Raw genomic sequence first — 24,392 nt, forward strand, 5'->3', positions numbered from 1 at the left:
AAACGATGTGATCGGAACTACAGCTGATTTCTGACGGAGACCCACGTCACCAACAGAACTGCGAACCGATTGCAACTTTATTCGCATATGCAACTGCAGTACCTGTGACGAGAGTTAGGCCGTAAATCATGAAAAACTACCCTGCACGCCAGGGTCTTTACGACCCCCAGTTTGAGCATGATGCGTGTGGTGTCGCCTTTGTGGCTGACATGCACGGCCGCGCGACACGCGACATTGTGGACAAGGGCATTCAGGCCCTTGTGAACCTGGACCACCGCGGAGCAGCCGGAGCGGAGAAGAATACCGGCGACGGCGCCGGCATCCTTATCCAAATCCCCGACCGCTTTTACCGAGAGGAAATGGCCAAGCAGGACATCACCCTGCCGCCCGCCGGTCAGTACGCCACCGGCATCGCCTTCCTCCCGAACTCCCGCATGGCAGCACTCGACGCAGTGCGCGCCGTGGAAGCCATCGTGGAAGAAGAGGGCTTGAACCTTATCGGCTGGCGCGATGTCCCCGTCGACGATTCGAGTCTGGGCGCAATTGCACGCGATGCTGAACCGCTGTTCCACCAGCTCTTTATCTCTGGTGTTGACGCCGACGGTTCGCCCCTGGAAGGGCTTGAACTCGACCGTCGCGCGTTCTTCGTCCGCAAGCGTGCAGAGCGTGAGCTCGGCAGCAAGGGGCCAGGCGAGGGCTCCGGTGGAGATACCGTCTACTTCCCCTCTTTGTCCGCACGCACGGTTGTTTACAAGGGCATGCTGACCACCCCGCAGCTGCGGGAGTTCTACCTGGATCTGCAGGACGAAAGAATGGAGTCCGCACTGGCAATCGTGCACTCCCGCTTCTCCACCAACACCTTCCCGTCCTGGCCGCTGGCGCACCCGTACCGTCTGGTTGCTCACAACGGTGAGATCAACACCGTGCGCGGTAACGAGAACTGGATGCGCGCCCGCGAATCCCAGCTGCGTTCGGAGGTGCTGGGCGACCTGGATCGCGTACTGCCCATCTGTGATCCGGAAGGTTCGGATACCGGACGCTTCGACGAAGCCCTAGAGCTGCTGCACCTGGCCGGTCGCAGCCTGCCCCACGCAGTTTTGATGATGGTGCCGCAGGCTTGGGAGCGTAACCCGCACATCGACCCGCAGGTTCGCGCGTTCTACGAATACCACTCCAGCTTTATGGAGGCCTGGGACGGCCCCGCTGCCATTACCTTCACCGACGGCACCCTCATCGGCGCCACCCTGGACCGCAATGGCCTGCGTCCGGGACGCATCTGGATCACCAAGGACGGACTCGTCGTCATGGCGTCGGAAGCAGGTGTGCTGGACATTCCGGACAGCGAGATCGTCAAGCGCACCCGTGTCGAACCGGGCAAGATGTTCTTGGTCGACACCGTCCGCGGCTGCGTGGTCGAGGATGAGGAAATCAAGCAGGCTCTGGCGAACCAGCCTTACCAGCAGTGGGTAGAGGAAAACCTGGTTCACGAGTCTGACCTGCCTCAGGCTGAGCCGATCGGTATGAACCACGAGCGAATCGTGCTGCGCCAGCGCGTCTTCGGCTACACCGAAGAGGATCTGCAGACCCTGCTCCTGCCAATGGCCGCCAAAGGTGCCGAAGGCATCGGCTCCATGGGTACCGATACTCCCATTGCTGCCCTGTCCAACCGCCCGCGCCTGCTGTTCGACTTCTTCTCCCAGCGTTTCGCACAGGTGACGAATCCGCCGCTGGATAGCTACCGCGAGAAGATGGTCACCAGCATGTTCACCCAGTTGGGTGCGCAGGCGGATGTTCTTAACCCCGGTCCTGACGCTGCCCGCCGGATCCACCTGGACAGCCCGATTCTGGGTAACCAGACGCTGGCTAACCTGGCACATGCCGCGGACAACGCGGAGGCTGCCAGCAACGGCGTGGATCTCAGCGCCTTCAAGGCCGTCCGCATCCCGGGGCTGTACTCCGTGGCACACGGCGGTAAGGGTTTGCGCGAGGCCATCAAGCGGGTACGTCGTCAGGTCACCGACGCCATCAACGATGGCGCGACCATCCTGATCCTCTCCGACCGGGAATCCGATGAGCGCTACGCACCGATTCCGTCGCTGCTGCTAGCCAGCGCCGTGCACCACCACATGGTGCAGGAGAAGACCCGCACCCGAGCATCTCTGGTGATTGAGTCCGGTGGGGCTCGTGAGGTGCACCACCTGGCCATGCTCATCAACTTCGGTGCGGATGCCGTCAATCCGTACATGGCGCTCGAGACTGTACATGAGATGGCGAACAACGGACGAGTGGGCGTCAGTGCTGAAGAGGCCGAAGAAAACTACATCAACGCCGCAACCACCGGTATCCAAAAGGTCATGTCCAAGATGGGCATTGCGACGGTAGCAAGTTACCGCGGCTCGCAGCTGGCCGACGTGGTTGGACTGCATCAGAGCCTGCTGGACGAGTACTTCGTCGGAGCGTTTAGCCCGATCTCCGGCATCGGCCTGGATGAGATCGCCGATGATGTGGCCAAGCGCCACCGCGAGGCCTTCCTGCCCCGCCCCGAGGAGCAGGCACACCGCGAGCTGGAGATCGGTGGTGAGTACAAGTGGCGCCGCGAGGGCGAATACCACCTGTTCAACCCGGAGACCGTGTTCAAGCTGCAGCACGCAACCCGCACTGGTCAATACCGTATCTTCAAGGAATACACCGAGAAGGTCGACAAGCAGTCCGAGCGCCTGGCTACACTGCGCGGCCTGTTCAAGTTCAAGTCGAACCGCCCCTCTATCCCGATTGCGGAAGTCGAACCGGTCAGCGAGATCGTGAAGCGCTTCGCCACGGGTGCGATGTCCTACGGCTCCATCTCCGCTGAGGCACACGAGACCCTGGCGATTGCGATGAACCGCCTGAAGGGCATGTCGAACTCCGGCGAGGGTGGCGAGGACCCAGCGCGCTTCGAGCCGGAACCGAATGGCGATTGGAAGCGTTCCGCGATCAAGCAGGTGGCCTCCGGCCGCTTTGGCGTGACCAGCCACTACCTCAACAACTGCACGGATATCCAGATCAAGATGGCCCAGGGTGCCAAGCCGGGTGAGGGCGGCCAGCTGCCACCGGGCAAGGTGTACCCCTGGATCGCCGAAGTGCGCGTGACCACGCCAGGCGTGGGCCTCATCTCCCCGCCGCCGCACCACGACATTTACTCCATCGAGGACTTGGCTCAGCTGATCCACGATCTGAAGAACGCCAACCCGGATGCGCGCATCCACGTCAAGCTCGTCGCTGAGCAGGGCGTGGGCACCGTCGCCGCCGGTGTGTCGAAGGCACACGCGGACGTGGTGCTGATCTCCGGCCACGATGGTGGTACCGGTGCCTCCCCGCTGACCTCCCTGAAGCACGCAGGTGGCCCCTGGGAGCTGGGCCTTGCCGAGACTCAGCAGACCTTGTTGATGAATGGTTTGCGCGACCGCATCACCGTGCAGTGTGATGGCCAGCTAAAGACTGGTCGCGACGTGATGGTGGCAGCCCTGCTGGGCGCCGAGGAGTTTGGCTTCGCGACCGCCCCGCTGGTGGTATCCGGCTGCATCATGATGCGCGTCTGCCACCTGGACACCTGCCCGGTAGGCGTGGCCACCCAGAACCCGGAGCTGCGCAAGCGTTACACCGGCCAGGCAGAGCACGTGGTGAACTTCTTCAAGTTCATCGCCGAGGAGGTACGTGAATACCTCGCCGAGCTGGGCTTCCGCACCCTAGAAGAGGCTGTGGGTCACTCCGAGTGTCTCACCGGCGGCAGCATGGAGGTTGAGCACAAGACCGCGGGCAAGCTGGACTTGGAGCCGATCTTCGCCCAGCCCGAAAGCCCCTTCATGCACCAGGACCTGCACCGCACCAAGGATCAGGATCACTCGCTGGATAAGGCACTGGACAACCAGATCCGCAAGGACGCGGAGGATACGATTCGCCGCGCCGCCGCGGGCGAGGATGCCTCCATCGAACTCAGCTACCCGATCACCAACGTCAACCGCACCGTCGGCACCATGACCGGCTCACTGATCTCCCGCGTAGCGGGCCGTGATGGATTGCCACAGGACACCGTGAACCTGCAGTTCACCGGATCCGCCGGTAACTCCTTCGGCGCCTTCGCCACGCACGGCATGACGCTGACCCTTAACGGTGACGCCAACGACTACGTCGGCAAGGGGCTATCCGGCGGTCGCATCGTCATCCGCCCGGCGGCAGAGGCCGCAGCTGAGGACATCACCACCGATGTCATCGCAGGCAACGTGCTGGGCTTCGGCGGTGTGCAGGGTGAGATGTTTATCCGCGGTACCGTCGGCGAGCGCTTCTGCGTACGTAACTCCGGCCTCACCGCCGTCGTCGAAGGCGTGGGCAACCACGGCTGCGAGTACATGACGGGTGGTCGTGTGATCATCCTGGGCAAGATCGGCAACAACTTCGCAGCCGGTATGTCCGGTGGTATCGCCTACCTATTGGATGACGGTAGTGGCGTCACAGACAGAATCAACACCGAGCTCGTAGACATCGAAAAGATCACCGACGAGGAAGAACTGCGATGGGTCGAACAGACGATCCAGACTCACCGCGACCTGACTGGGTCTACCGTGGAGGTCAACGCCGCGGACCTGATCAAGGTCATGCCCCGCGACTACGCGCGCGTGCTCAAGACGATCGCGCGCGCCGAAGCTGAGGGGCTCGACAAGGACGGCATCGCCGCCGCAATCATGGAGGAAGTGAACTAAATGGCTGATCCACGCGGATTTCTTAAGCACCGCCGCGAATCGGCGGCACACCGACCTGTCCCGCTGCGTCTGTTGGACTGGAACGAAGTCTACGAGGACTTCTCCGACGACAAGGTGCAGACCCAAGCCAGCCGCTGCATGGACTGCGGCATCCCGTTCTGCCACGATGGTTGCCCGCTGGGCAATATCATCCCCGAGTGGAATGACCTGGTGCGCAAGGGCAATTGGCGCGAGGCCTACGACCGCCTGCACGCCACCAATAACTTCCCCGAGTTCACTGGTCGCCTGTGCCCCGCGCCCTGCGAAGGTGCATGTGTGCTGGGCATCGGCGACGACCCGGTGAATATCAAGACGGTTGAGTTCACCATCGTCGAGCACGCCTGGAAGGAGGGCTGGATCAAGCCAATCAAGCCCAGCTTCAAGACCGGCCAGCGTGTGGCTGTAGTTGGCTCCGGTCCTTCCGGCTTGGCTGCCGCCCAGCAGCTGACCCGCGCAGGTCACGATGTCACCGTCTTCGAGCGTGCCGACCGTATTGGTGGCCTGATGCGCTACGGCGTGCCCGAGTACAAGATGGAAAAGAAGTGGATCGACCGCCGCCTGGAGCAGATGGAAGCTGAGGGCACGAAGTTCGTCGTGAACACGTCGCCCACCGGCGAGGAGCTCAAGGAGTTCGACGGCGTGATTGTCGCCATCGGCTCCACCGTGGGCCGCGACCTGCCGGTGACCGGCCGGGACCTGAAGGGCGTCTACCAGGCAATGGAGTACCTGCCAGAGGCCAACAAGGTCTGTGAAGGCGACCGCGAGGAGTCCACCATCAACGCAAAGGGCAAGCGCGTGGTCATCATCGGCGGTGGCGATACCGGTACCGACTGCTTCGGTACCGCCCTGCGCCAGGGTGCCATTGAGGTCTCCCAGTTCGATATCACCCCGAAGCCGCCGAAGACCCGTGGTGCCTCCACCCCGTGGCCGACCTATCCGCGTATCTGGCGCGTGGCGTCTGCCCACGAAGAGGGCGAATACCGCGTGACCGGCAACGAGTCCGCAGACGAGATCGCCGCCCTGGGCCTGGCCGAGCGCCAGCCAGGCGACGAACTTGGCATTCGCCGTTACTCCATCAACACCGTCGAGATCACCGGCGATGGCGAGAAGGTCACTGGCCTGAAGGGCGCCGAATGCCGCTTCGGAGAAAATGGCCTGGAGAACATCCCGGAGTCTGACTTTGAGATGGATGCGGACCTGGTGCTGCTGGCAATGGGCTTTGTCTCCGTCGAAGAGACCCCGGTTGTTAAGGATCTTGGGCTGAAGGTCAACGACCGTGGGCGCCTGGAGCGCGATGGCACCTTCCGTGCTCAGACCACCAACGCGGAGTTCGCGGACATCCCGGTATTCGTCGCCGGCGATGCGGGCCGTGGCCAGTCGCTGATCGTCTGGGGCATTTCCGAGGGCCGTTCTGCCGCTGCGGAACTAGACCGCGTGCTGATGGGCGAAACCGCACTGCCGCGCCCGATCAACCCGACTGACGTGGCGATGCAGGCTTGAGCCTTGCCGCTTATCTAGGGCTGCTCGGTGCCTGGGTGCTGGCCATTACTGTGCCAGGCCCGGACACCGTGCAGCTCATTCGTTTAGGTGCCCGGTCGCGCCGCTCGGCGGTGTTCGCCGCCCTGGGGATCTGTACGGGCAATGTGCTGTGGCCTGTGGTGACGATGCTGGGCCTGGCTGCGTTGATCGCCGCCTTCCCGTGGATGCTGACCACGTTGTACCTGTTCGGCGGCTGTTTCCTGGTGTACATGGGCCAAAGTGCCTTCCGTTCCGGCCATGCGGACTGGCGCAGCCGTGCGGCACTACCTGCTGTCTCTTCTTATGACGCCCCCACCGGGGAGTCCGGTGACCGTGGACCGCAGGGTACTGCGCTGGCGCCGCTGGGGGATTTCGCCTCCTGGCGCCTGGGTTTGGCAACGAACCTATCCAACCCCAAGGCGTTGCTGTTCTTCGGCTCGGTGTTCGCGCAGTTTATCCCCGTAGAAGCTACGCTGTTGGATCGATTGATCGTGCTGGTGCTGATGACTCTTGTGGGTCTGCTGTGGTTTTGTGGCTTTGCTTTAGCGGTGGCCGCAGGGGCAGAGAAGATCCAGCGCATAAATCCATTCATCGAGATGGTGGCCGGGGTTTTGTTTATGGTGTTGGGCGCGTTCCTAGCCTTGGAGGGCGTGCGCCTGCTGGTGGGGGTCTAAAGGTCGCTAGACTAAAGCGCATGGAGTTTCCTTTGGTCAGCATTCGTGATTCCGAGATCAAGTTGGGGCAGTTCATCAAGCTAGCCAACCTGGTGGAGACCGGCGGGGAGGCCAAGGAGGCCATCGCCGCAGGCGCTGTACAGGTTAATGGCGAGGTCGACACTCGCCGAGGCAAGGCGCTGCATCCGGGCGACGAGGTGACCCTGGTCGACGGAGAAACCGGAGAAGTGCTGGCAGGGGCGGTCGTTGCCAGTGCAGCCAGCGCGGATTCACCTTTGAGCGGCGAGAATGACGATGATCTCGGCGAGTTCTTCGACGAAGACACCGCGGACGATGACTTCGACCCGGAGAAGTGGCGCAATGTCCGCCTGGAGGATGTCCGGGAGGACAACGCGATCTAGGGCTTAAGAGCCTGAGGCGCCGGAGGACGAATCGGCGTCAATAAAGAGACACCAGAAGAAGAAAGCAGTGGAGGAACAATGCCTGCGATGATTGCCCAGCCCGGAATGCCCCTGTGGCTGGATTTGGCCAGCACCGACGCAGCTGCGGCGCGGAAATTTTATGGCGAGCTGCTGGGGTGGGAGTTCGAGCACCCGACCGAGGGCTACTCCGTGGCAAAGAAGCAGGGCATGCCGGTGGCTGGCATCGCGCAGATCCCGGAGGGCAATCAGTCTCTATGGGGGATGTTGCTGTACACCCCGGACGTCCAGCAGGCTCATGACAAGGCTGTAGAGGCCGGCGCCAAATCCGTGCTGGAGCCAAAAGATCTGGGCGAGCGCGGAGAGATGGCCATTCTGATTGACCCGTCGGGGGCGACCGTGGGGCTGCGTAATCCCGCCGACGAACATGCGCTGATCGCTGCCGGCGAGCCCGGAACCCCGGTATGGTTTGAGCTGATGGTGGCGCAGAACTGGGATCCGACGTTGGAGTTCTATCACGAACTCGCGGGGTGGGATGTGAAGGTTACTGGTTCCGACGCCGACTTCCGCTACGCCACCGGTGAATTCGATGGCGCCGCCGTAGCCGGTTTGTGGGATACCTCCGCGCTGGACGTGCCCGGCATGTGGACCGTGTATCTTGGTGTGGCCGAGGTGGATGAAGCGGTCGCTCGCACGCCCGAGTTGGGTGGAAAGGTGATCCGCGAACCCTGGGAGTCCGAGTTTGGCCGCATGGCCACCATCGAGGACGCGACCGGTGCGCTGGTGAACCTCTGCGAGATCGAGGAGTTCGTCCCGGACGAGGACGCGCACGAGCCGGATCTGCTGGCCCCGGAGAACTTCCAGGCGTTCTAGCGCGCTACCAGATGCAGACGCGCTCGTCCTCGGCGAGCCACATGCTATCGCCTTCGCGCACATCGAAGGCTTCGTAGAACTCCGCAATATTGCTGGAGACCACGTTGCAGCGGAACTCCGCGGGGGAATGCGGATCAATGGAGGCGTACTGCGCCGCCATCTGCGGGCGGATAGCGGTCTGCCAGATCCGGGCCCAGCGCAGGAACACTCGCTGCAGAGCAGAGTATTCGGTGGTATCCGGGTTGCCTTCAGCATCTAACAGTCCGTCCACCGGCAGCTTTTCTGCAGTCTCAAACGTCTGGCCTTGGTCGGCGAGATAGCGCCGCAGGGCAACGATAGCGATGCCCAGTCCGCCCAGGTCGCCAATGTTTTCGCCGAGGGTAAAGCTGCCGTTGACCTTGTGCTCGGTAATGCCGCGCTGGCGCAGACCAGTCGGAACCAGGCCGTCGTACTGCGCGACCAGCTTGTCGGTCAGAGCGGTGAAGGCCTCCCGATCCTCCTCGGTCCACCAGGAGTTTAGATTGCCGTCGCCGTCGTACTTGGAACCCTGGTCGTCGAAACCGTGTCCGATCTCATGGCCGATCACCGCACCGATGGCGCCGAAGTTACCGGCCATATCCGCCGCCGGGTCGAAGAATGGCGGGCGCAGGATCGCTGCGGGAAAGGTGATGTCGTTTTTCACCGGGTTGTAGAAGGCGTTAACCGTCTGTGGGGTGGCGAACCAGGTTTCGTTATCACTGGGCTTGCCCAGCTTCTCTACCTCGTAGTTGTGGTTAAAGCGGCTGGCCGCCCAAACATTTGCCAACAGGTCCGCACCGGTCGAGCCGAACTCCAGGCCACTGAAGTCTCGCCATTTGTCTGGGTAGCCGATCTTCGCCTGGAACTTGTCCAGCTTGGCCAAAGCCTTCTCGCGGGTGGCGGGGGTCATCCACGCCAGTTCGCTAATGCGCTCGCGGTAGGCGGCGATCAGGTAATCCACCAGCTCTAGCATCTTCTGCTTGTGCTCAGGTGGGAAGTGCTGGGCGACGAACTTCTTGCCGACCTCTTCGCCCACGGCGCCTTCGACCAGTCCGACGCCACGCTTCCACCGCGCCCGCTGCTCCGTAGCCCCGGAGAGCGTGCGACCGTAAAACTCCCAGTTCCGCAGGTTCACTTCCGTCGGCAGGTAGGCCGCGTTGCTGAGGATGACTCGCCAATATGCCCAGAGCTTCCACTCGTCGAGACCACTGACCTCTGGTTTATCGCCCTCGCCGGTGGCCATCGCAGCCACGTGCTCCAGGTAGCTGGGCTGGCACACGACGATGGTGGAGCCGCCCGGGCTCTGCGGATCCACGCCCGTGGCCGCAAGCCACTCGCGGAAGGGGAATCCCGTCGGCAGGTCATCCACCTTGGTCGGGTTGTAGGTTTTCTCGGCATCGCGGCTGGTCACGTTATCCCAGTGTCCGCGTGCGAGCTCGGTTTCGAAGGCACAGATGGCATCGGCTGCTGCGGTAACACCGGCGTCGGCGTATCTGCCCGGCAGTTCTAGTTCGCTGACCAGCTGCAACATGTCTTCGACGAACTCCCGGTATGCCTCGCGGGTAGCTGCGTGCTGCTCTTCGCGGTAGTAGGCCTCGTCCGGTAGACCCAAGCCCGTTTGCACCAGGTAGGCACGCTCAACGTCCTGGCTGGAATCCTTTTCGATCCAATATCCGACAACACCTCCGGTGCCTTCCACGTCAAGCCTGCCAAGTACCTCGGCGAGGTCGCGCACTGAAGTGGCGTCACTAATTAGACCCAAAGGCTTGCGCAGGCCATTAAGTCCGGCGGCGGCAATGCCTTGAACGTCCATAAAAGAGGAATACAGTGCTCCTACCCGACCGTTCGGCTCATCGCTAGCTGCGGTCTCGACGATCTGGCGAACCTCTTGCTCAGCGCGGTCTCGCAGTTGGTGGAAGGTGCCATCCACGGGACGATCGCTGGGGATCTTGTGAGTACTGAGCCATGCGCCGTTGACATGGCGGTACAGATCCTGAGCAGGGGAAGGCTGGGTGGCTGTGCCCGCCTGGCCTTGCTCCGGCGCCTCGGAGATATCGTCCGGAATCGCTGCGGACGGGGTGTTGTCTTGCGCGTTGTTTTCTGTCATGCCCACCACCTTAGACATCGCCAGGCACCGCTGTGGACGCCGGTACGAACGGCGGTGTCGTGCGTAGTAGTTAGGCTATTGCGTATGTTCCATCATTCAGCACCCCAGGGGCGGCCACCTGGTCCACCGCCCGGACCTCCACTAGGCCCGCCGCATCGTCCAATGCCACAGCCAATGCCGGCGGTGCCGGCGATGCAGCCGATGCCAACCAGACAGCCTGTGCAACCCCCACCCACGGTGTACCGTCCTGCGCCGACTAATCCGAAACGTCGCGGAGCCTATTCCGCGTACCTTTTGGGGGCGCTGTTTTTGCTGGTCGGTAGCGCTTTTATTGCCGACGCCACCCTGGAAGACGAGCCGCAGGGTCTAACAGTCGCGGACGGGATGGCGGACTCGGTGCTTACTTATTCAGAGTGGCCGCTGCGGTTTTCGACGCTCGAAGAGTGCCATGATTCCGCTGGCCTGGGGCGCCCTGGAGTAATGGAGTTGAATTGCGATGGGGAAGACTATGGCGTGACTGGGTTTTCGGGAGTGGACGTGAAGGGGGACGCCGAGAACGTTGAGCACGCGATCAACCGTGCTGTTCGCGCCATTATTTTCCAGGACGGCGTGGAATTGAAGTCGACTGATGTGATGAACAAGCTTTCCGCGGAGGATCGAGCCACATTAGAAAAGGCGGAGGTCAAGCAGCTGCGCGTGACTCAGAGCTATTCGCGGGGAGACCAGAAATACCTGGGAGTTGCGTTTGTGCGCGATCCCGACGCAGCCAAGAAGACCAAAGACGGTGAAGAAACAGAGGGCAGAGAAGGGGCAGCTGACACGGAGCCTGGAAACGAGCTGGAGCATAGCCTACAGCCCGATGGCAAGGTGCCGATGGTGGTGGTGCAGGTGCCGGTGAAGTCGGCGTCACTACAAGAACAGATGGAAGAAATCGGCGAGCTTGTGCGTGGTGTGCGCCTTGGCGGGGAAAAGGATAGCGACAGTGCAAAGAGCAACCATGGGGAAGAAAGCACGGGTGAAATAGATGTTTAAGGCTCGAAATTACCGTGTCTTCGAGGTGCCGCTGGAGTTTCACCTCAAACATGCGCCACATCAACGTCCAAAGCTGGGATTGTTTCGCGACGCCTGGATGGTCTTGTACTGGCTGATTCTGATTCCATGCTTGGGGATCTCACTGTTCCTGCTGATTGGAAATAATCCTTCTAGGGTGAGCCCCACGCTGGGTGTGGTGTTTGTGATGGGCATGGTGCATCTGGCGTTGGCACTGTTGTGCGTTTGGGCGCTGCCTATATTTAAAGGCACGCCGAAGCGATTAACGGTACTGGCGCTGCTGTGGGGCGGAGCGGCTTCGGTTGTGCTGGCGGCAGCGGTGATCCAGCCGCCCGTGGTTAATACCGTGGACAAGCTGGGGTGGCATTCCGTGACCGCTAGCTTCGCAGGTGCCTATCCGGAGGAGATTGCGAAGGGGCTGGGCATTTGGCTGTTGCTGTGGATGGGGCGCACCTGGTGGAACCGGCCTTGGCATGGCATTGTCGCTGGGCTGCTGGTCGGTTTGGGCTTTGAAGTGTTTGAGAACATGATGTACGCCATGATGTTGGCCGTGATGAATCCTGTCTCTGACCAGCAGGGTGCGATATCAATGTATTTACTGCGGCTGGTAGCGGGGCCTGCAAAGCACATGATGTTCAGCGCGTTGGTCGGGTACGGGATTGGCCTGGCAATGTACGTCGGCGCAAAGGCGGGAAAGCAGCGTTCCGCATTGTGGCGGCTGGGGGCGATTGTGCTGTGGGGTGGCCTAGGATTCTTGACGCACTTTGCGTGGAATGTTCGCTGGATGGATGAATCCGCGGGGTTCCAGTTGGTGTGGATGGCGCTGGTGTGGGTGCTTCTCGCTGCGTTGGTGGTGTGGCTCATCGTGTGGACCAGCAGGGAGTATAACCAGTGGAAGAAGCGGGGTGTTTGCCCAGCTGTGACGATATACCAGCGAGTGTGATTAAAATCACATATGGATTTGAGCAGGGGTTTTACCCTTAAAGCTTTCGTGCAGCGAAAGGTGTTCTCCGCGTTACCTGTGGGGGCTGTGTGAAAGTTGTGACTTTTGGGTATGGTGTGATTCATGATTTCACTGCCTTGGCGCCGCTCCACGCGCACGTCCGTACCTCAACGCCTCACCGCAACGGCACTCGCTGGCTCCGCTTTGACGGTGGCAGCACTCGTCGCCACCGATGTCGTTCCCGTCCCGTCATGGGCTCTGAACGGCATTGATGTCGCCTCTCACCAGCACCCCGGTGGCGCAGCTATCGACTGGACCGCTGTGAAGCAGTCCGGCCAGTCCTTCGTCTTCGTTAAGGCCACCGAGGGCACGGGATACACCAACCCGGCCTTCACTACCGACACCGCAAAGGCACAGCAGGCCGGCCTCGTGCCAGGAAGCTACCACTACGCTCGTCCGGGTAACCGTGACCCGCGTGGTGAGGCACGCCACTACGCTGCCGTGCTGGCAACTGGCGTGCAGCCTTCCCTGCCGCCAGTATTGGACCTGGAAGAAAATGGTGGTCTGAACCCGACTGAGCTGCAGAACTGGGTTCGTGAATGGATCGACGAGATCAAGACCCTGACCGGCCGCGATCCGATCATCTACACCTACTACAGCTTCTGGATCCAGCGGATGGCGAACACCACTGAGTTCTCCGAGTACCCGCTGTGGCTGGCTTACTACCGTGATTCCCTCCCCGAAAACATCCCAGGCGGTTGGGATCACGTGACCTTCTGGCAGTACTCCGGCTCCGGCAACGTTAACGGTGTACAGACCCAGGTGGATCTAAATAAGTACTACGGCGATGACGCCGCCCTGAATGCTTTGGCCTCTGGTATGCCCGCAGATTCCGCTGCAGGCCAGGCCTCCCAGGCTATGGATGCTCTGCGCCCTGCCGTAAATGGCGAGGCAGCAGTTGCTAACCAGATTGAGCACGCAACTGGTGTGAACGTCCCGCTGGCCTCGGACTTTATGATGCAGCTGCTGGGCGTTATCGGCGGTCGTGTACCGGCGGAGACGCTGCTGACCCAGGGTGCAGCACAGATCCAAGGCATGGATCCCGCGCAGGTAGCCGGTTCCGCCGGTGGCCAGGGCCAGGGCGCACAAGTATCCGGCTCGATGAAGACCGCCCAGGAAGTGCTGACTGCCTACACAGCACTGTCCGGTGCCCTGAAGGAGTTCAATACTGGTGGCAAGAAGCTGCCGGTTGACGCAATCCTGAAGCTGGTTCAGGGCGTAGCGCCGGGCGCGGGCGCCCAGGGTGGCACCGTGAATATCGGTCAGGTTCTGGATCTGCTGCAGAAGTTCGGTGGCATTTCTGACTGGAGCGCCAAGCTGGAGAACGGCGAGGTTGCTCCTGATGCAAACGCCTTTGCCGATCTTGCTGATGCCGCTAAGTCCGCCCAGCTCGACGGGCCCGCTCCGGCTGAGGCAGCTGCAGCTCCGGCTGCACCTGCAGCAGCGGTTCCGCCCGCTGCGCCAGCTCCGGCAACAGCTAACTAGGAGACTAAATAGGAGAGTCGTAGAGCTCCCACGCTGTTGGCATCCACAGCGCCGCCCTCGCTCAGGGCGGCGCTTTTCTTATGCGCACTTCCTTGTGTCTGCGTGCGTTCGGTGCCAGGTGCGTGGCTGTGCGCGTAAGTGCTGGGTGGCGGTGCTGTCTGCGCCCAGTACTGCGCTCAGCCCGCTCGGGGTTCTTGGCTACCTCAGTACTGCAAAACCCGGGCTCGGGAGCCCGTCCCCCCCACGGGACTCTAGTCCGAGAACTTCATCGGGCCGTTGTACCAGAGCCCGGAGCGCTTTTCCGTCTGGGTATCGAGCTTTACGGGCTTCGGTGCGTCACCGTTCGCGTTCGGGAACGCCGTCAGCTTATCCAGCACGCCCCAGTCGCGCTGCCAATCGTCCTGCAAGTAGGTCGGCAGTTCCTCGGCCTGCGAGGTCATCTGCACCAGACCGTAGGATCCACCACCGGCGTAGTCCATCACTGGCGTGTGGTTGCTGCGCACGTCGTGGTCAGGGGAAATACGGAACTTGGCTGGCTCTGCCACGCCCGCCCAGTGATCGTATGGCTTCTGGCAGGGGAATTGGAACGCAATGGTCCAGTCCAGCAGTGTCGGCGCCTCCGATCCGACATAGTCGTTCAGAGACTCCATCTCCGGCACTCGTGGCGGCGTGATGGCGATCCACTGTGCGGGCGTCAAGTTCGGATCATTGGCGACGATCCGCACAGAATCCGCATCCTGCGGCACCTGATCCATCGGGATGCGCAGGTTGCGCCACTCCGGTGCGTAGCCGGGATCCAGCGGAATGTACTCGCCGACCTTCTCGAAGTCCTCGGCATTCTTGGATCCACCGGACTTACCAAACTCGACCTTGATCTCCTGGCCGTACTTGTAAATGCCATCCATGTCGAAGTGTCCGACCTGACCGGCCACGCTGAACACCAGCAGAGGCTTGCCATCGCGATCCTTCGGCAGGCTGTACCAGCTGGTTGTGGTGTTCGCTGGGACCTGCAGACCCTCGGTGTACGAGCCCACAACCGGCACCTTGTTCGGGTCGATTCCGAACGGCAGTACAGCATACGAGCCGTTTACGCCCTTGTCGGCGTGCAGGCCACCGGTGGTGCCGGAGGCATCGTTGCCGTTGTTGCTGCTGCTCTCTTCGTCCTTGGACTTCTTAGTTGCCTTATCTTGGGACGCCGAAGCCTGCGAGTCGTCGCTATCAGAGGACGTGTTGGAATCCGCAGAGTCCGAGCTCTCCTTCTTGAACTGGTCGGCCGAACCAACGGTCGACTGGGAGTCCCCGCTGGACTTGGAGTCAATCTTCGCGGGGATGTTGTTCGGCTTGAAACCGTGCCCACCACCGCTGGATAGGGAGTCCTTCAGCGACGTGCCGTCGGCGGGTTCCAGGAAAGACTCATTGGTGTTGGTCTCCACCAGAACATCGGCGGCCTGATTACAGCTCTTGCCTGCGAGGGCCATCACGTTGCCCTTGCCAACGGAATAGGCGGGCCATTGGCTGACCATTCCCTTTGCCAAGGAGGCCAGAGTAAACAACACAGTGATGGTCGTTAGAACGGCGATCGGAGCGGCCGTGAGGCCGCGGAAGCGGTTGACCTTTTTAATCTCAGCTCGTTCGATGTTCGCGACTTCGGATGCATTGGTAGCGCGCGCCTGCTTGGCGTCGACAAGAAAGCCCACGACGGCACCCCAGATGAGGACGACCACGGAAATAGCGAGCACCATGCTGCTGATGGTGATTCCGGCGATCTGTACGGGCTTGTCCCACCACGGTACGCCGTAGGAGGACAGGTACCACCAGCCGTTGGGGCCGGCGAGCGTGAAGGCGAACAGCATCAGGGTAGAACCCAAGAACAGGATCTGGTTGCGCCTCGTTTCTAGGGCGAAGCGCGATGCGGCCACCGCGGCCAATGCGGTGAGCGCTGCGCCGATACCGGCGAACACGCCGAAGTGGTGGGTCCACTTGGTAGGCGTGAACGTCATAAAGAACAGGGTGCCCAGGGTGACCAGCAGTAGACGAGTGGACGGGCTTTTCGCCGCGCCGGCGATGCGTCCGTTGCGCAGCATGGCAGCCACGACAATACCGATGCAGAAGAACAGCATGACCATGGTGAAGCGACGCGGGAAGCTGCCGTCGACGGTCTGTTCCATGAGCGCCTCGTAGCGACGGAACTCGTCGTACCAGTGCATAGATGGACCGATTTCGCCGCGAAGCTTGATGGCTTCGGTGACAGTGCGAAGAGTCTGGTCAGCGAAAACGGCTGTGAGGATGGCAGTGCCCGCGGCCAAGAAAGGTGCGACCTGCGCCAGAATGGCCACGAAAACCGTCTTCTTGGGGGCGCCCTTTTCAGCGCCCAGCAGCGGAAGGCGGCGAGTGAGGATGCGGATCAAGGCACCCAGGGAAGCCAGCAGCGCCGATACAGCCATAAGGCCTGTCGGGCCGGCGCCCAGAGCCAAAGTGGCGATGATCGTGCCGACTGCGGCGGGCAGCAGGCGGTGCGTGGCAATGGCGCGCTCAAAGGAGACCCAGGCCAGCAAGGACAGTACGGCGATGATTGGCTCGGGGCGCGTGCCGTTGTTGAACGTCATCCAGAACAGCAGGAAAGTGGCGGCCATGGTCCAGTGGGCGACCTTGCGCTGGTTGATTTTGGTGCCAAGGCGCGGCATGACTTCGCGGGAAAGTATGAGCCACGTGACGATTCCTGCGATAAGCGAAGGCAGGCGCATCCAGATGGAGGCACTGCTGACGTGTGTCATCAGTGCGAGTAAGTCATAGAACGGGGAGCCGAAAGGAGATTCCGGTACGCCGAACCAGCGGTAGTAGTTGGCCATGTAGCCGGATTCGCCGGATACCTTGGCCATAGTCAGCAGGTAGCCGTCGTCCGAGGTATTGGCGCCAACAAAGTACCAGGCCAGCAGGATGAACCCCACTACGCCGTCCAGCGGGCGAGGCTTCCACCAGTTGCGGTGGAACAAGCGGCGGGAGGTAGTGCGCTTATCTAGGATGTCGATGCGGTATAGGCAGTACAGCGAAATCGCGGTGGCGACGATGCCTACGAAGATGGCCAGATATTTGATGACCGAGGGGGAGGACGTAAAGCGCGAATCGACGGTGACGCGTGCCTGGAAATCAGCGCCGATTGTGTCCTGCGAGTTCTTCTCGGTGTTCTTGATGTCCGTGTAGATACCAGTCAAAGCCGGGCGGACATCGTCATTGATGGTGGAATCGAGCGGGTAGTCCAGGGATTTTTCCGCGTCGGGAACCCAGGCGTGGGTGGTCTCGTAGTCCGAGGTGATGTGCAGCTTGGCGTCATCCGGCAGCTGCTTCAGGGCATCCTTATTGATGGTTAGTGGCACGATGTTTCGCACGACGACGTCAAGGCTGTCGTCTGTGGAGCGAACGAAAAGGCCACGCAGTGTAGCTTCCGTGGACTCTGGTGGCAGGGTCGACAGGATGTTTGTCGCTCCATTGTCCAGATCTCGGATCTGCTTGATGGGCACCGTGATGTCTACGTCTTGGGGGACATAGGAGATCAGTGGCGCCTGGACAGATGTGAGTTCTTCGTCCTGAGGCCAGTTAAAAGAGGACTGCACCTGGTTTACAGGCAGGAAAGGCAAAGAAAGGAACATCAATAAGCCGATGAGGCCCGAGACGATGGACGCTAACTTTAGTTTCCCTGTTGGCTGCTGAACTTTAGACACAACAGGTAATTGTAGGACACAAAGGAGCGAACGTAGAACTCAAACGGCCTGATTTCTGGGACTTCAGTCAATTAATGTTACGAAAATGATGTTCTGTGGCGCCCCTCAGGAAGTGGTCTGCGGTTCGACGCCCACATCTCAGTGTCTGAGCGAGGCGTTTAACGCTGGCGTACGGCGATGACGAACGGCCCCACCTGGTGCAGATTCCAGCCCCGAGCAAACGCACTTGCTTCGAATTCGATGGGGCGGAAACGTACATTCGGCTGGTTGGGATAAAGGTCATCCGCTACCAAATAGGTGAATGTGCCATTTCCGGCCCCCTTCACCTTTGGAAGCGGACGGTTGACCCGATCGGCATCAATTGCCTCGTTCTTAGCCTCCGCCTTGTTAGTCTCCTTTTCCTTGTTGTCAGCAAGGTCCAGCTGTCCCCGTACCAATAGTGCATCTGGCGCCTTCCAGCCATGAGCCTTTTCTGCCTCGTCCATAGCTGCCAGCAAGTCCTCGGGTTTGGTGATTTTCGCCCAGCGTTCGATCTCCTCGTTACGGCGGGCGAATTCTCCCAGTGGGTTGGCGTAGTGTGCGGTAAAGGCCTGGTAACCGTGGTAGGGGTAGTAGGCCATGAAGCTCTTCTCGTCTGTGAGCAGCACTTTATCCGCCCGGCCACCGAGCTCTTCGGAAAGAACTTGATCCACCTTTTGGTAGTACACGGCGGAGTCGCCTGGGAGCTTGTCGCCGCGCTTTCCGTCCCCGTCGGTATCTGTATAGGCCGTGTCGATATAGCTTTCGTGGACGGTAGGAATCTGCGTGGCGTAGTGAATGCCACAGATGGCCATCACGATGACCAACACGCGGCTTATCGAAACTGTGCCCCCGGCCTTCCGGAACTCTGGTGACAGCATCTGCGGCATGTACACCAGTCGCATATCCGCGATGGCAAGCACGCCGGCCACAGCAAGGATGATGCTGATGGGGACTGCCACGCGGAATCCCAGAAGCGTGGTGCCAAATACCGTCACAAGCAGTGACAACACAACCCATGCGTAGCACACGATGAGCCCGTAGGTCAGGGCGCGAACATCACCGTCTTTACGGCGGAGTACGAACCACATCAGCGCGATAAGCGAAAGAATGCCGATGGCGACGGATTCGAAGAAGGGAGTCGGCACCTGTGTAGCGACTTCCGGCAGGTAGTGCTGTGCGGTGCCCGTAGGCCCATGGGGTTGGGTAAGAAGTGCCCAAAGGTATGGCGCCCATCCCAATAGCGCAATAGCCATGGAACCCATACCGATCATCACCAGTCTGATAAGTGGCTTTAGTGCGCGAGCGGTGACGGCACCGGCCACGGCCAGCACTATTACCGTCAATGCGGAAATGGCGGTGTACAGCGTGTAGAGGTTGGCCGATAGCCCGAGGTACAGGATGGATCCAACCAATGCGAAGCGACCGCCGTGTAGTGCGCGCCGGGCGATAATAAACGCCGGTGCCATGCCCATTGCCACGATCGCGGCGTAGGGTTCATCGCCACCCACGGTTAGCGTCACCGTGACAGTGACCAGTGCCAATGCGGCAGCGATCGGCAAGGACCCACAGATGCGCTGCCACACTGGCACCAACATACTGGCCGACATGGCCATAGTGATCAGTGCCCAGGGCTGCATTGCGACCCAGCCGGCGAGGCCGAACGTGCGGGCGAAAAGTCCGCCGCTAAAGAACCACAGTCCCGGATAGAACGAGGGCTGATCCAGGTATGCCATGTCCTCCCAGCCCAGGTGGTCCGTCATGCGTGTAAGGAACTGCGTACGAAACGCTTGGTCCACGCTGATGCCACCGAGATAAAGCTGCGTTGCTGCTAGCGGGATTCCCAAAGCTGCCAGTACAAGAACAGCAGGGGCGAGGTACATCACCAGCTGCAACACTATAGAGGCCCAGGGGCGTAGCTCAGGACGATCCGTGCCGCGAGATGCCTCCTTATTGGCACGCTTGCCGACCATCCACTTTGTTGGATAAGTCCACCAATAGCAGGCCAGGCCGGTTAGCACGACCACGATGACAATTGCGGCCGTCGTTAGGCCCCGCAGTACAAAACTACTTGTAAACGCAGGGAAGTTCGTCTTCGCCATGAGAAACCACCCCACGGTGGCTCCAGCGAAAGCAAGCATGCCGGTGATGGCCAAGCGTAAGAGAGTTTGGCGCGCCGACAGTGCGTCCTTGGTAAACGGTACTGTCCGGTCGGCCCGCGGAACAGAACTTGAGCTCATTGTTTCATTTTTACACACACCCCGGACAATCCCTGTTGCCCCACCGTTTTAGCGCAGCATGATTGCCCTAATGCCGGAGTGGAATCCGTCGCGCAGGCCTACGCGCTGAGCTTCGGAAAGCGTGTATTCGTGGAGCGTCTCGCAGGCGAATTGCAATAGCGGCCGATCGATTTCCGGGGGCAAGCCACCGCCAGAGAGCAGGTGGGCATTGTCGCGCTGCTCCTCGTTGGCCACGTTGTCAAACCACCACACGGCGTACTGCTGGCCGATATCCGAGGGGCTTTGTTCGCCCGCCGTTGCCCACACCTCATTCGGTAGGGGAACGTAGCGGCTACGCAGTTTGCGGTGTCGCGCCATCATGCCGGGGTTCGGGCGCGGCTTTGGCTTCGGTGCTTCGTCCGCTGTCTTTTCTGGTGACGCCACCGCCTCCGGCTTCTCCGCCTTATCAGCTGAACTGTCCCGCTCCGGTTCTGGCTCTGGGGTTCGCTCCGGCATGGAGTTCGGAGTAGGAGTCGGCGAAGGAGCAGACGTTGAGTGGGTGGCGGCGCCACGCGAAGTGGCGGCGGGGCCACTGCGCACGGGCGCCGGAATCTGTTGTGCGGGAGGTTGGTCTGTGCCTTCCTCTCCAGGTTTGTTCCCGGTCTCCTCAGTGGGGTTTTCCGCGCTGGGGGTGTCGCTGGCACCTTCCTCTTCGTTATCGCGCGTGTCGTCCTTTGCGCTAGTACCGTCGTCTGCGCTGGCGCTGTCGCCGGGAACGTCTGCGGAGGTAAGCACACAGGGGCTGGAGTCCGCTGGTGCTTCTGCATCGCCCAATGGCTTTTCTTCGGGCTGCTCTGGTTGCTCGCCGGCGGGCAGTGGGCCTTCCAAGATTTGCAGGCGCATCGTGTCCCGGAAGTCCTCGCGGGGATCCAAGATCGTCGTAGTATCGCAGGCGAATCGCAGTGCGGAGGACATGGAATCCCAGCCGAAGCCATAGAGGTGCACACGGATGCCCGCGGCGACTACCTCTTCGACGCCGGGCAGCATGTCGGCGTCGCCAGAAACAAGCACGATATCCGAAACCTGACGCTTCATCGCAGCGATAACGAGATCCGCCACAAGCCGCGTGTCGACTGCTTTTTGTGTGCGACGGTCGCCCCATTCAATGAGCTGGCCAGCGCGCAGTTGCACGCCCGGTTCACTGCGGAGGGAACGTTGGTAGCGGTGTGGTCCGGAGTCGGGAATGCCGTCGTACCAAAACTGCCGGTGAATGGGCTGTTTCAGCTGGTCTTGGATCATCTGTCCAAGTACGGAGACGACCTCCGGAAGGTCGATTTCTAACTGGGCGCGGGCGCCTGTGTCCCAGGAGTTATAAAAGCTCGCAAGCAGGTAAGACGTGTCGACATAGACCTGTGTTCTTTCCAACATTGTTCATTGCTCTTTTCGTTTCGTTAGTAGTTTGTTCTTTCCCTCTAGCATGCCTGAAAACTTTGTTGTATGGTTAGTTACACAAGTAACCAACCAGCTAACCAAAGGTGTTATCTCTGAATGAAAGCTGGGGACTTGTTTAGACGCTCATCGAAGAAGGTGCCCCGTGGACGAATCATCAACACCGCTTTTCCAGCAGGTCGCAGACCTCATTGCGGATGCGATTGTGGATGGGTCACTTCCTGAAGGTGAACGCGCCCCCTCGACAAACGAACTCGCAGAGTTTCACAGCATCAACCCCGCCACCGCCAGAAAAGGATTGTCGCTGCTCGTCGATCAGGGCGTTTTATCTAAGCGTCGCGGTGTCGGCATGTTCGTGGAACACGGTGCTCGCGAGACAGTTCTGGCTTTGCGCAAGGAGGCCTTCGCAGCCAGCTATCTGGTTCCCCTCGTGGATGAAGCCGCCAAATTGGGCATGAATCGCACACAACTCAAAACCCTCATGGACAAAGTCGCAGAAAGTAGAGGACTGTACGAATGAACGGCGCTCAACCTCGCGGCGCTAGATCTGGCGTCGCTCCCGATATCGAGCTGCGTGACATCAGGCGCAAGCTCGGCTCCACTCACGCCCTTGATGGCGCGACTGCGCGCCTGTCCGGTGGCCGCGTCTATGGCCTGATCGGCCGCAACGGTGCAGGTAAGACCACTTTGTTGCGCACAATTGCCGGACAGCTGCGCGCTAAGGGCGAGGTTCTTGTTGGTGGCCAGCCAGTGTACGACAACACGGAAGTGCTGAACGGCTTGATCCTTTCTGGCCCCGATGTGCCGTGGCCTTCGGATATTAAGGTCAAGCACTTACTCAGTGTGGTCGCTGCGCGCTGGGAGACCTGGGATCAGCGCTATGCGGACCAACTCTGTGAAGACTTCGAGGTCGATACGCGCAAGACTCTTTCCAGCCTTTCGCGTGGTCAAAAATCTCTGGTCTCAATCGTTATTGGCCTGGCCTCCCAGTGTCCCGTCACCCTTCTAGACGAGCCGTACTTGGGCCTCGACGTGCAAAACCGAGAGCTGTTTTACAAGCACCTGCTGCAGGATGTGGAGCGTAACCCGCGCACGTTTATCCTCTCGACCCACCACGTCGACGATGCAGCGCGCATCCTCGATTCCGTCGTCCTACTGGACAAGGGGCGAATCACGGGTATTGGCACCCTCGATTCGATCACGGAGCGCATCGCGATCCTCTCCGGTTCCGCCACCGCTGTCGAGGCCACGCTCGGCGAGGTGGGGGCTAGCGGTTCTGTTCTTCATGACGCCACATCCTCCGGCCTGCGCCGCGTCGTCCTCGACACTCACGAGTTGGGCGTCGATAGCGCCCGAGACCTTGCGGCCCGCATAGAAGGCAGCGGCGTGCGCGTGGCCAGTGCGGACCTGGAGCAGGCAGTGTTGGCTCTGACCGGAAGGGAGTTTTAATTCCGATGCAAACCCCAACGTCTACAGTCGCGGCCTCGAAAGTGGAGAACGTTTTCCAGCCACTGCCCTGGGAAACGCATTGGAAGCTGGCCTTGCGCCAGTTGCTGGCTAAATCCGGGAACCTTGGCCTGAGCATCGCGTTCACACTTCCTGTCCTCTTCTTTGTGATGGTTGGGGAGGGAATTAACGGATTCAGGCTCGGAATATACTTTCTTTTCGCACTCTCACTGGGGCTGCAACCGATTACAATGGTGTGGGATAAAGCGCAGCTCCGTGCTCTAGGTTTTAACGTGGCGGATATCCGCCGAAACTTCCTGATAGTTATGCCAATCTCCTCGGCGATGGTGTGTGGAGCGCTGCTGCTGTGTTACCTCGTGACCCAAGCATTCAGCTGGCGAGTACCCGCATTCTGGATCGTCTTCGCCGCTGTTCTGATCGTGCACGTGGCCAGCATTATTGCCGCAGTTGCTCGGGTGGAAGATAACAGTGAAGTCATCAAGTCCCCCAAGAAAAACAAGGCTGCAGTGGCAGAGGAAGAAGCCGAACTCGCTGGCAAAACCACCGGCGGTATCTTCGGTTCTTTTGCTGGGTTGTTGGGTGCGGAGACGAGGTGGCGTCAACAACAAAAGAAGGGCCACAACCCCTCGGCGGTGGATTACCTCGCCGCTTGGCGGATTGACAGCTATATGGCAAGGACGTTCCTTGCTGTACTTGTCGCAGTGACCATCGGAACAATTGGCTGGTTTGTCACAGGGGTGACGACCAGTGGCGCGATGTGGCTCTACCCGGCAGCAATGATCCTGACGGTGCTAGCGCTCTACTCCGGTGAAACTCTTAACTCGAGCCTAGGGAACTGGCTGGTGTTCTCCGGTGATCGGCGCCAGTGGTTTGCGAAAGCAATGGGGCGGGCGGCGCTGTGGCTGCCGAGCATTGCGCTGCTAGTGCTGTTGGGGATCGTGGAGTTCCTGCTCCTGCATGCCGTTTTTCCGAGCGTGGGAGATCTGGAAGTGCCAGTCGATGCACAGAGCGTGACGATAACCCTGCTGGTCGCAGTGACAGTGGCGGCGACTTTCGGTCTGGTTGGCATCATGAGCTTCTGGGTGAGTAACCGGTTCAGCGGGTGGCTGAAATTCGTGGTCATCATCCTCAGCATCATGGTGGTCTCTTCTGTGCTGGCTGCAGTCATTGTCACCGTTCAGGAGGTGATCGAAGCCGATGGGAGCGTGCTGAAGTTTGTGCTGGCGATAGCCGTTGCGGTTGTCCTGGTGCTAGCCCTTGCTTCTGGTGCGCTGAGTCGGGGTATTCAGCGTTTCGATACGACCAACAAGTCGGTGAAAGAAAACCTGGGCCTGGCTGCGGAGGCTTAAAGTTAAGTCCGAGGAGTGGAAGCTGACCCCGTAGATACGCCGCCGCCTTTCATATGCATTCACGCGGCGGATGACAGTTTCGCTGAAAACCTGCTTTGACCTGGTTGTTTGTGTTTGTGTTGGGGTGTGTGTACATTTATTCGAGTCAGCGCGACACGGCGCTGTGAGTGAGTAGCTTGCAGCAAGCCTTTGATGAGCGTGTCTGGCTAATCACTTTAGCTGTAAAAACAGTCTTTGTTGTGTGCGAGT

15 protein-coding genes are annotated in these 24,392 nt (G+C 60.4%); 11 read left to right on the forward strand and 4 right to left on the reverse strand.

Annotated elements, in window-relative coordinates; genetic code table 11:
• Positions 1-128: 128 nt before the first annotated feature.
• The 5 genes from gltB (at position 129) to ACUY2T_RS06185 (ending at position 8,259) form a co-directional block, all read left to right on the forward strand.
• The gene (gene gltB / locus ACUY2T_RS06165; protein ID WP_448307957.1) at positions 129-4,736 is read left to right on the forward strand and encodes a glutamate synthase large subunit; all 4,608 of its coding nucleotides are present in this window, start codon (positions 129-131) and stop codon (positions 4,734-4,736) included.
• Positions 4,737-6,275, forward strand: coding sequence for a glutamate synthase subunit beta (locus ACUY2T_RS06170; RefSeq protein ID WP_448307958.1), 1,539 nt, complete (start codon positions 4,737-4,739; stop codon positions 6,273-6,275). It abuts the gene before it with no gap.
• Positions 6,272-6,967 (forward strand): LysE family translocator, encoded by a 696-nt coding sequence (locus ACUY2T_RS06175; RefSeq protein ID WP_448307959.1) that lies wholly within the window; start codon positions 6,272-6,274, stop codon positions 6,965-6,967. Before ACUY2T_RS06170 ends, ACUY2T_RS06175 begins: the two co-directional genes overlap by 4 nt.
• A gap of 20 nt (positions 6,968-6,987) precedes the next feature.
• Positions 6,988-7,368, forward strand: coding sequence for an RNA-binding S4 domain-containing protein (locus tag ACUY2T_RS06180; protein WP_293791678.1), 381 nt, complete (start codon positions 6,988-6,990; stop codon positions 7,366-7,368).
• A gap of 78 nt (positions 7,369-7,446) precedes the next feature.
• Complete coding sequence (locus ACUY2T_RS06185; protein WP_448307960.1) at positions 7,447-8,259, forward strand: VOC family protein; 813 nt, start codon at positions 7,447-7,449, stop codon at positions 8,257-8,259.
• A 4-nt stretch (positions 8,260-8,263) separates the two neighbouring features.
• On the opposite strand, the gene ACUY2T_RS06190 is transcribed toward ACUY2T_RS06185, so the two are convergent.
• Positions 8,264-10,384: a M13 family metallopeptidase gene (locus ACUY2T_RS06190; RefSeq protein WP_293791676.1), complete on the reverse strand. Its 2,121-nt coding sequence runs from the start codon at positions 10,382-10,384 to the stop codon at positions 8,264-8,266.
• A 219-nt stretch (positions 10,385-10,603) separates the two neighbouring features.
• Between ACUY2T_RS06190 and ACUY2T_RS06195 the strand changes: the two genes are divergently transcribed.
• The 3 genes from ACUY2T_RS06195 (at position 10,604) to ACUY2T_RS06205 (ending at position 13,922) form a co-directional block, all read left to right on the forward strand.
• On the forward strand, positions 10,604-11,416 hold the full coding sequence (locus ACUY2T_RS06195) for a hypothetical protein (protein ID WP_448307961.1): 813 nt from the start codon (positions 10,604-10,606) through the stop codon (positions 11,414-11,416).
• Positions 11,409-12,377, forward strand: coding sequence for a PrsW family intramembrane metalloprotease (locus ACUY2T_RS06200; RefSeq protein ID WP_448307962.1), 969 nt, complete (start codon positions 11,409-11,411; stop codon positions 12,375-12,377). The genes ACUY2T_RS06195 and ACUY2T_RS06200 overlap by 8 nt, the downstream gene beginning before the upstream one ends.
• 123 nt (positions 12,378-12,500) lie before the next feature.
• Complete coding sequence (locus ACUY2T_RS06205; RefSeq protein WP_448307963.1) at positions 12,501-13,922, forward strand: glycoside hydrolase family 25 protein; 1,422 nt, start codon at positions 12,501-12,503, stop codon at positions 13,920-13,922.
• A gap of 251 nt (positions 13,923-14,173) precedes the next feature.
• Here ACUY2T_RS06205 and ACUY2T_RS06210 read toward each other — a convergent pair whose 3' ends face one another.
• The 3 genes from ACUY2T_RS06210 to ACUY2T_RS06220 all read right to left on the reverse strand — a co-directional run bounded on the left by ACUY2T_RS06210 (position 14,174) and on the right by ACUY2T_RS06220 (position 21,306).
• Positions 14,174-17,641, reverse strand: coding sequence for an arabinosyltransferase domain-containing protein (locus tag ACUY2T_RS06210; RefSeq protein ID WP_448307964.1), 3,468 nt, complete (start codon positions 17,639-17,641; stop codon positions 14,174-14,176).
• A 158-nt stretch (positions 17,642-17,799) separates the two neighbouring features.
• Positions 17,800-19,899: a galactan 5-O-arabinofuranosyltransferase gene (locus ACUY2T_RS06215; protein WP_448307965.1), complete on the reverse strand. Its 2,100-nt coding sequence runs from the start codon at positions 19,897-19,899 to the stop codon at positions 17,800-17,802.
• Between the two features lie 48 nt (positions 19,900-19,947).
• Positions 19,948-21,306 (reverse strand): NYN domain-containing protein, encoded by a 1,359-nt coding sequence (locus ACUY2T_RS06220; RefSeq protein WP_448307966.1) that lies wholly within the window; start codon positions 21,304-21,306, stop codon positions 19,948-19,950.
• A 166-nt stretch (positions 21,307-21,472) separates the two neighbouring features.
• Between ACUY2T_RS06220 and ACUY2T_RS06225 the strand changes: the two genes are divergently transcribed.
• The 3 genes from ACUY2T_RS06225 to ACUY2T_RS06235 are packed head-to-tail and all read left to right on the forward strand — an operon-like array spanning position 21,473 to position 24,143.
• Positions 21,473-21,847 carry a GntR family transcriptional regulator gene (locus tag ACUY2T_RS06225; protein WP_293791666.1) on the forward strand — a complete coding sequence of 125 codons (375 nt, stop codon included), beginning with the start codon at positions 21,473-21,475 and terminating at the stop codon, positions 21,845-21,847.
• Entirely contained in the window at positions 21,844-22,776 is a 933-nt protein-coding gene (locus ACUY2T_RS06230; RefSeq protein ID WP_448307967.1) for an ATP-binding cassette domain-containing protein, read from the forward strand. Before ACUY2T_RS06225 ends, ACUY2T_RS06230 begins: the two co-directional genes overlap by 4 nt.
• Before the next feature lie 5 nt (positions 22,777-22,781).
• Positions 22,782-24,143, forward strand: coding sequence for an ABC transporter permease (locus tag ACUY2T_RS06235; RefSeq protein ID WP_448307968.1), 1,362 nt, complete (start codon positions 22,782-22,784; stop codon positions 24,141-24,143).
• Positions 24,144-24,392: the final 249 nt, after the last annotated feature.

Source organism: Corynebacterium sp. 22-2729 (genome assembly GCF_053479475.1).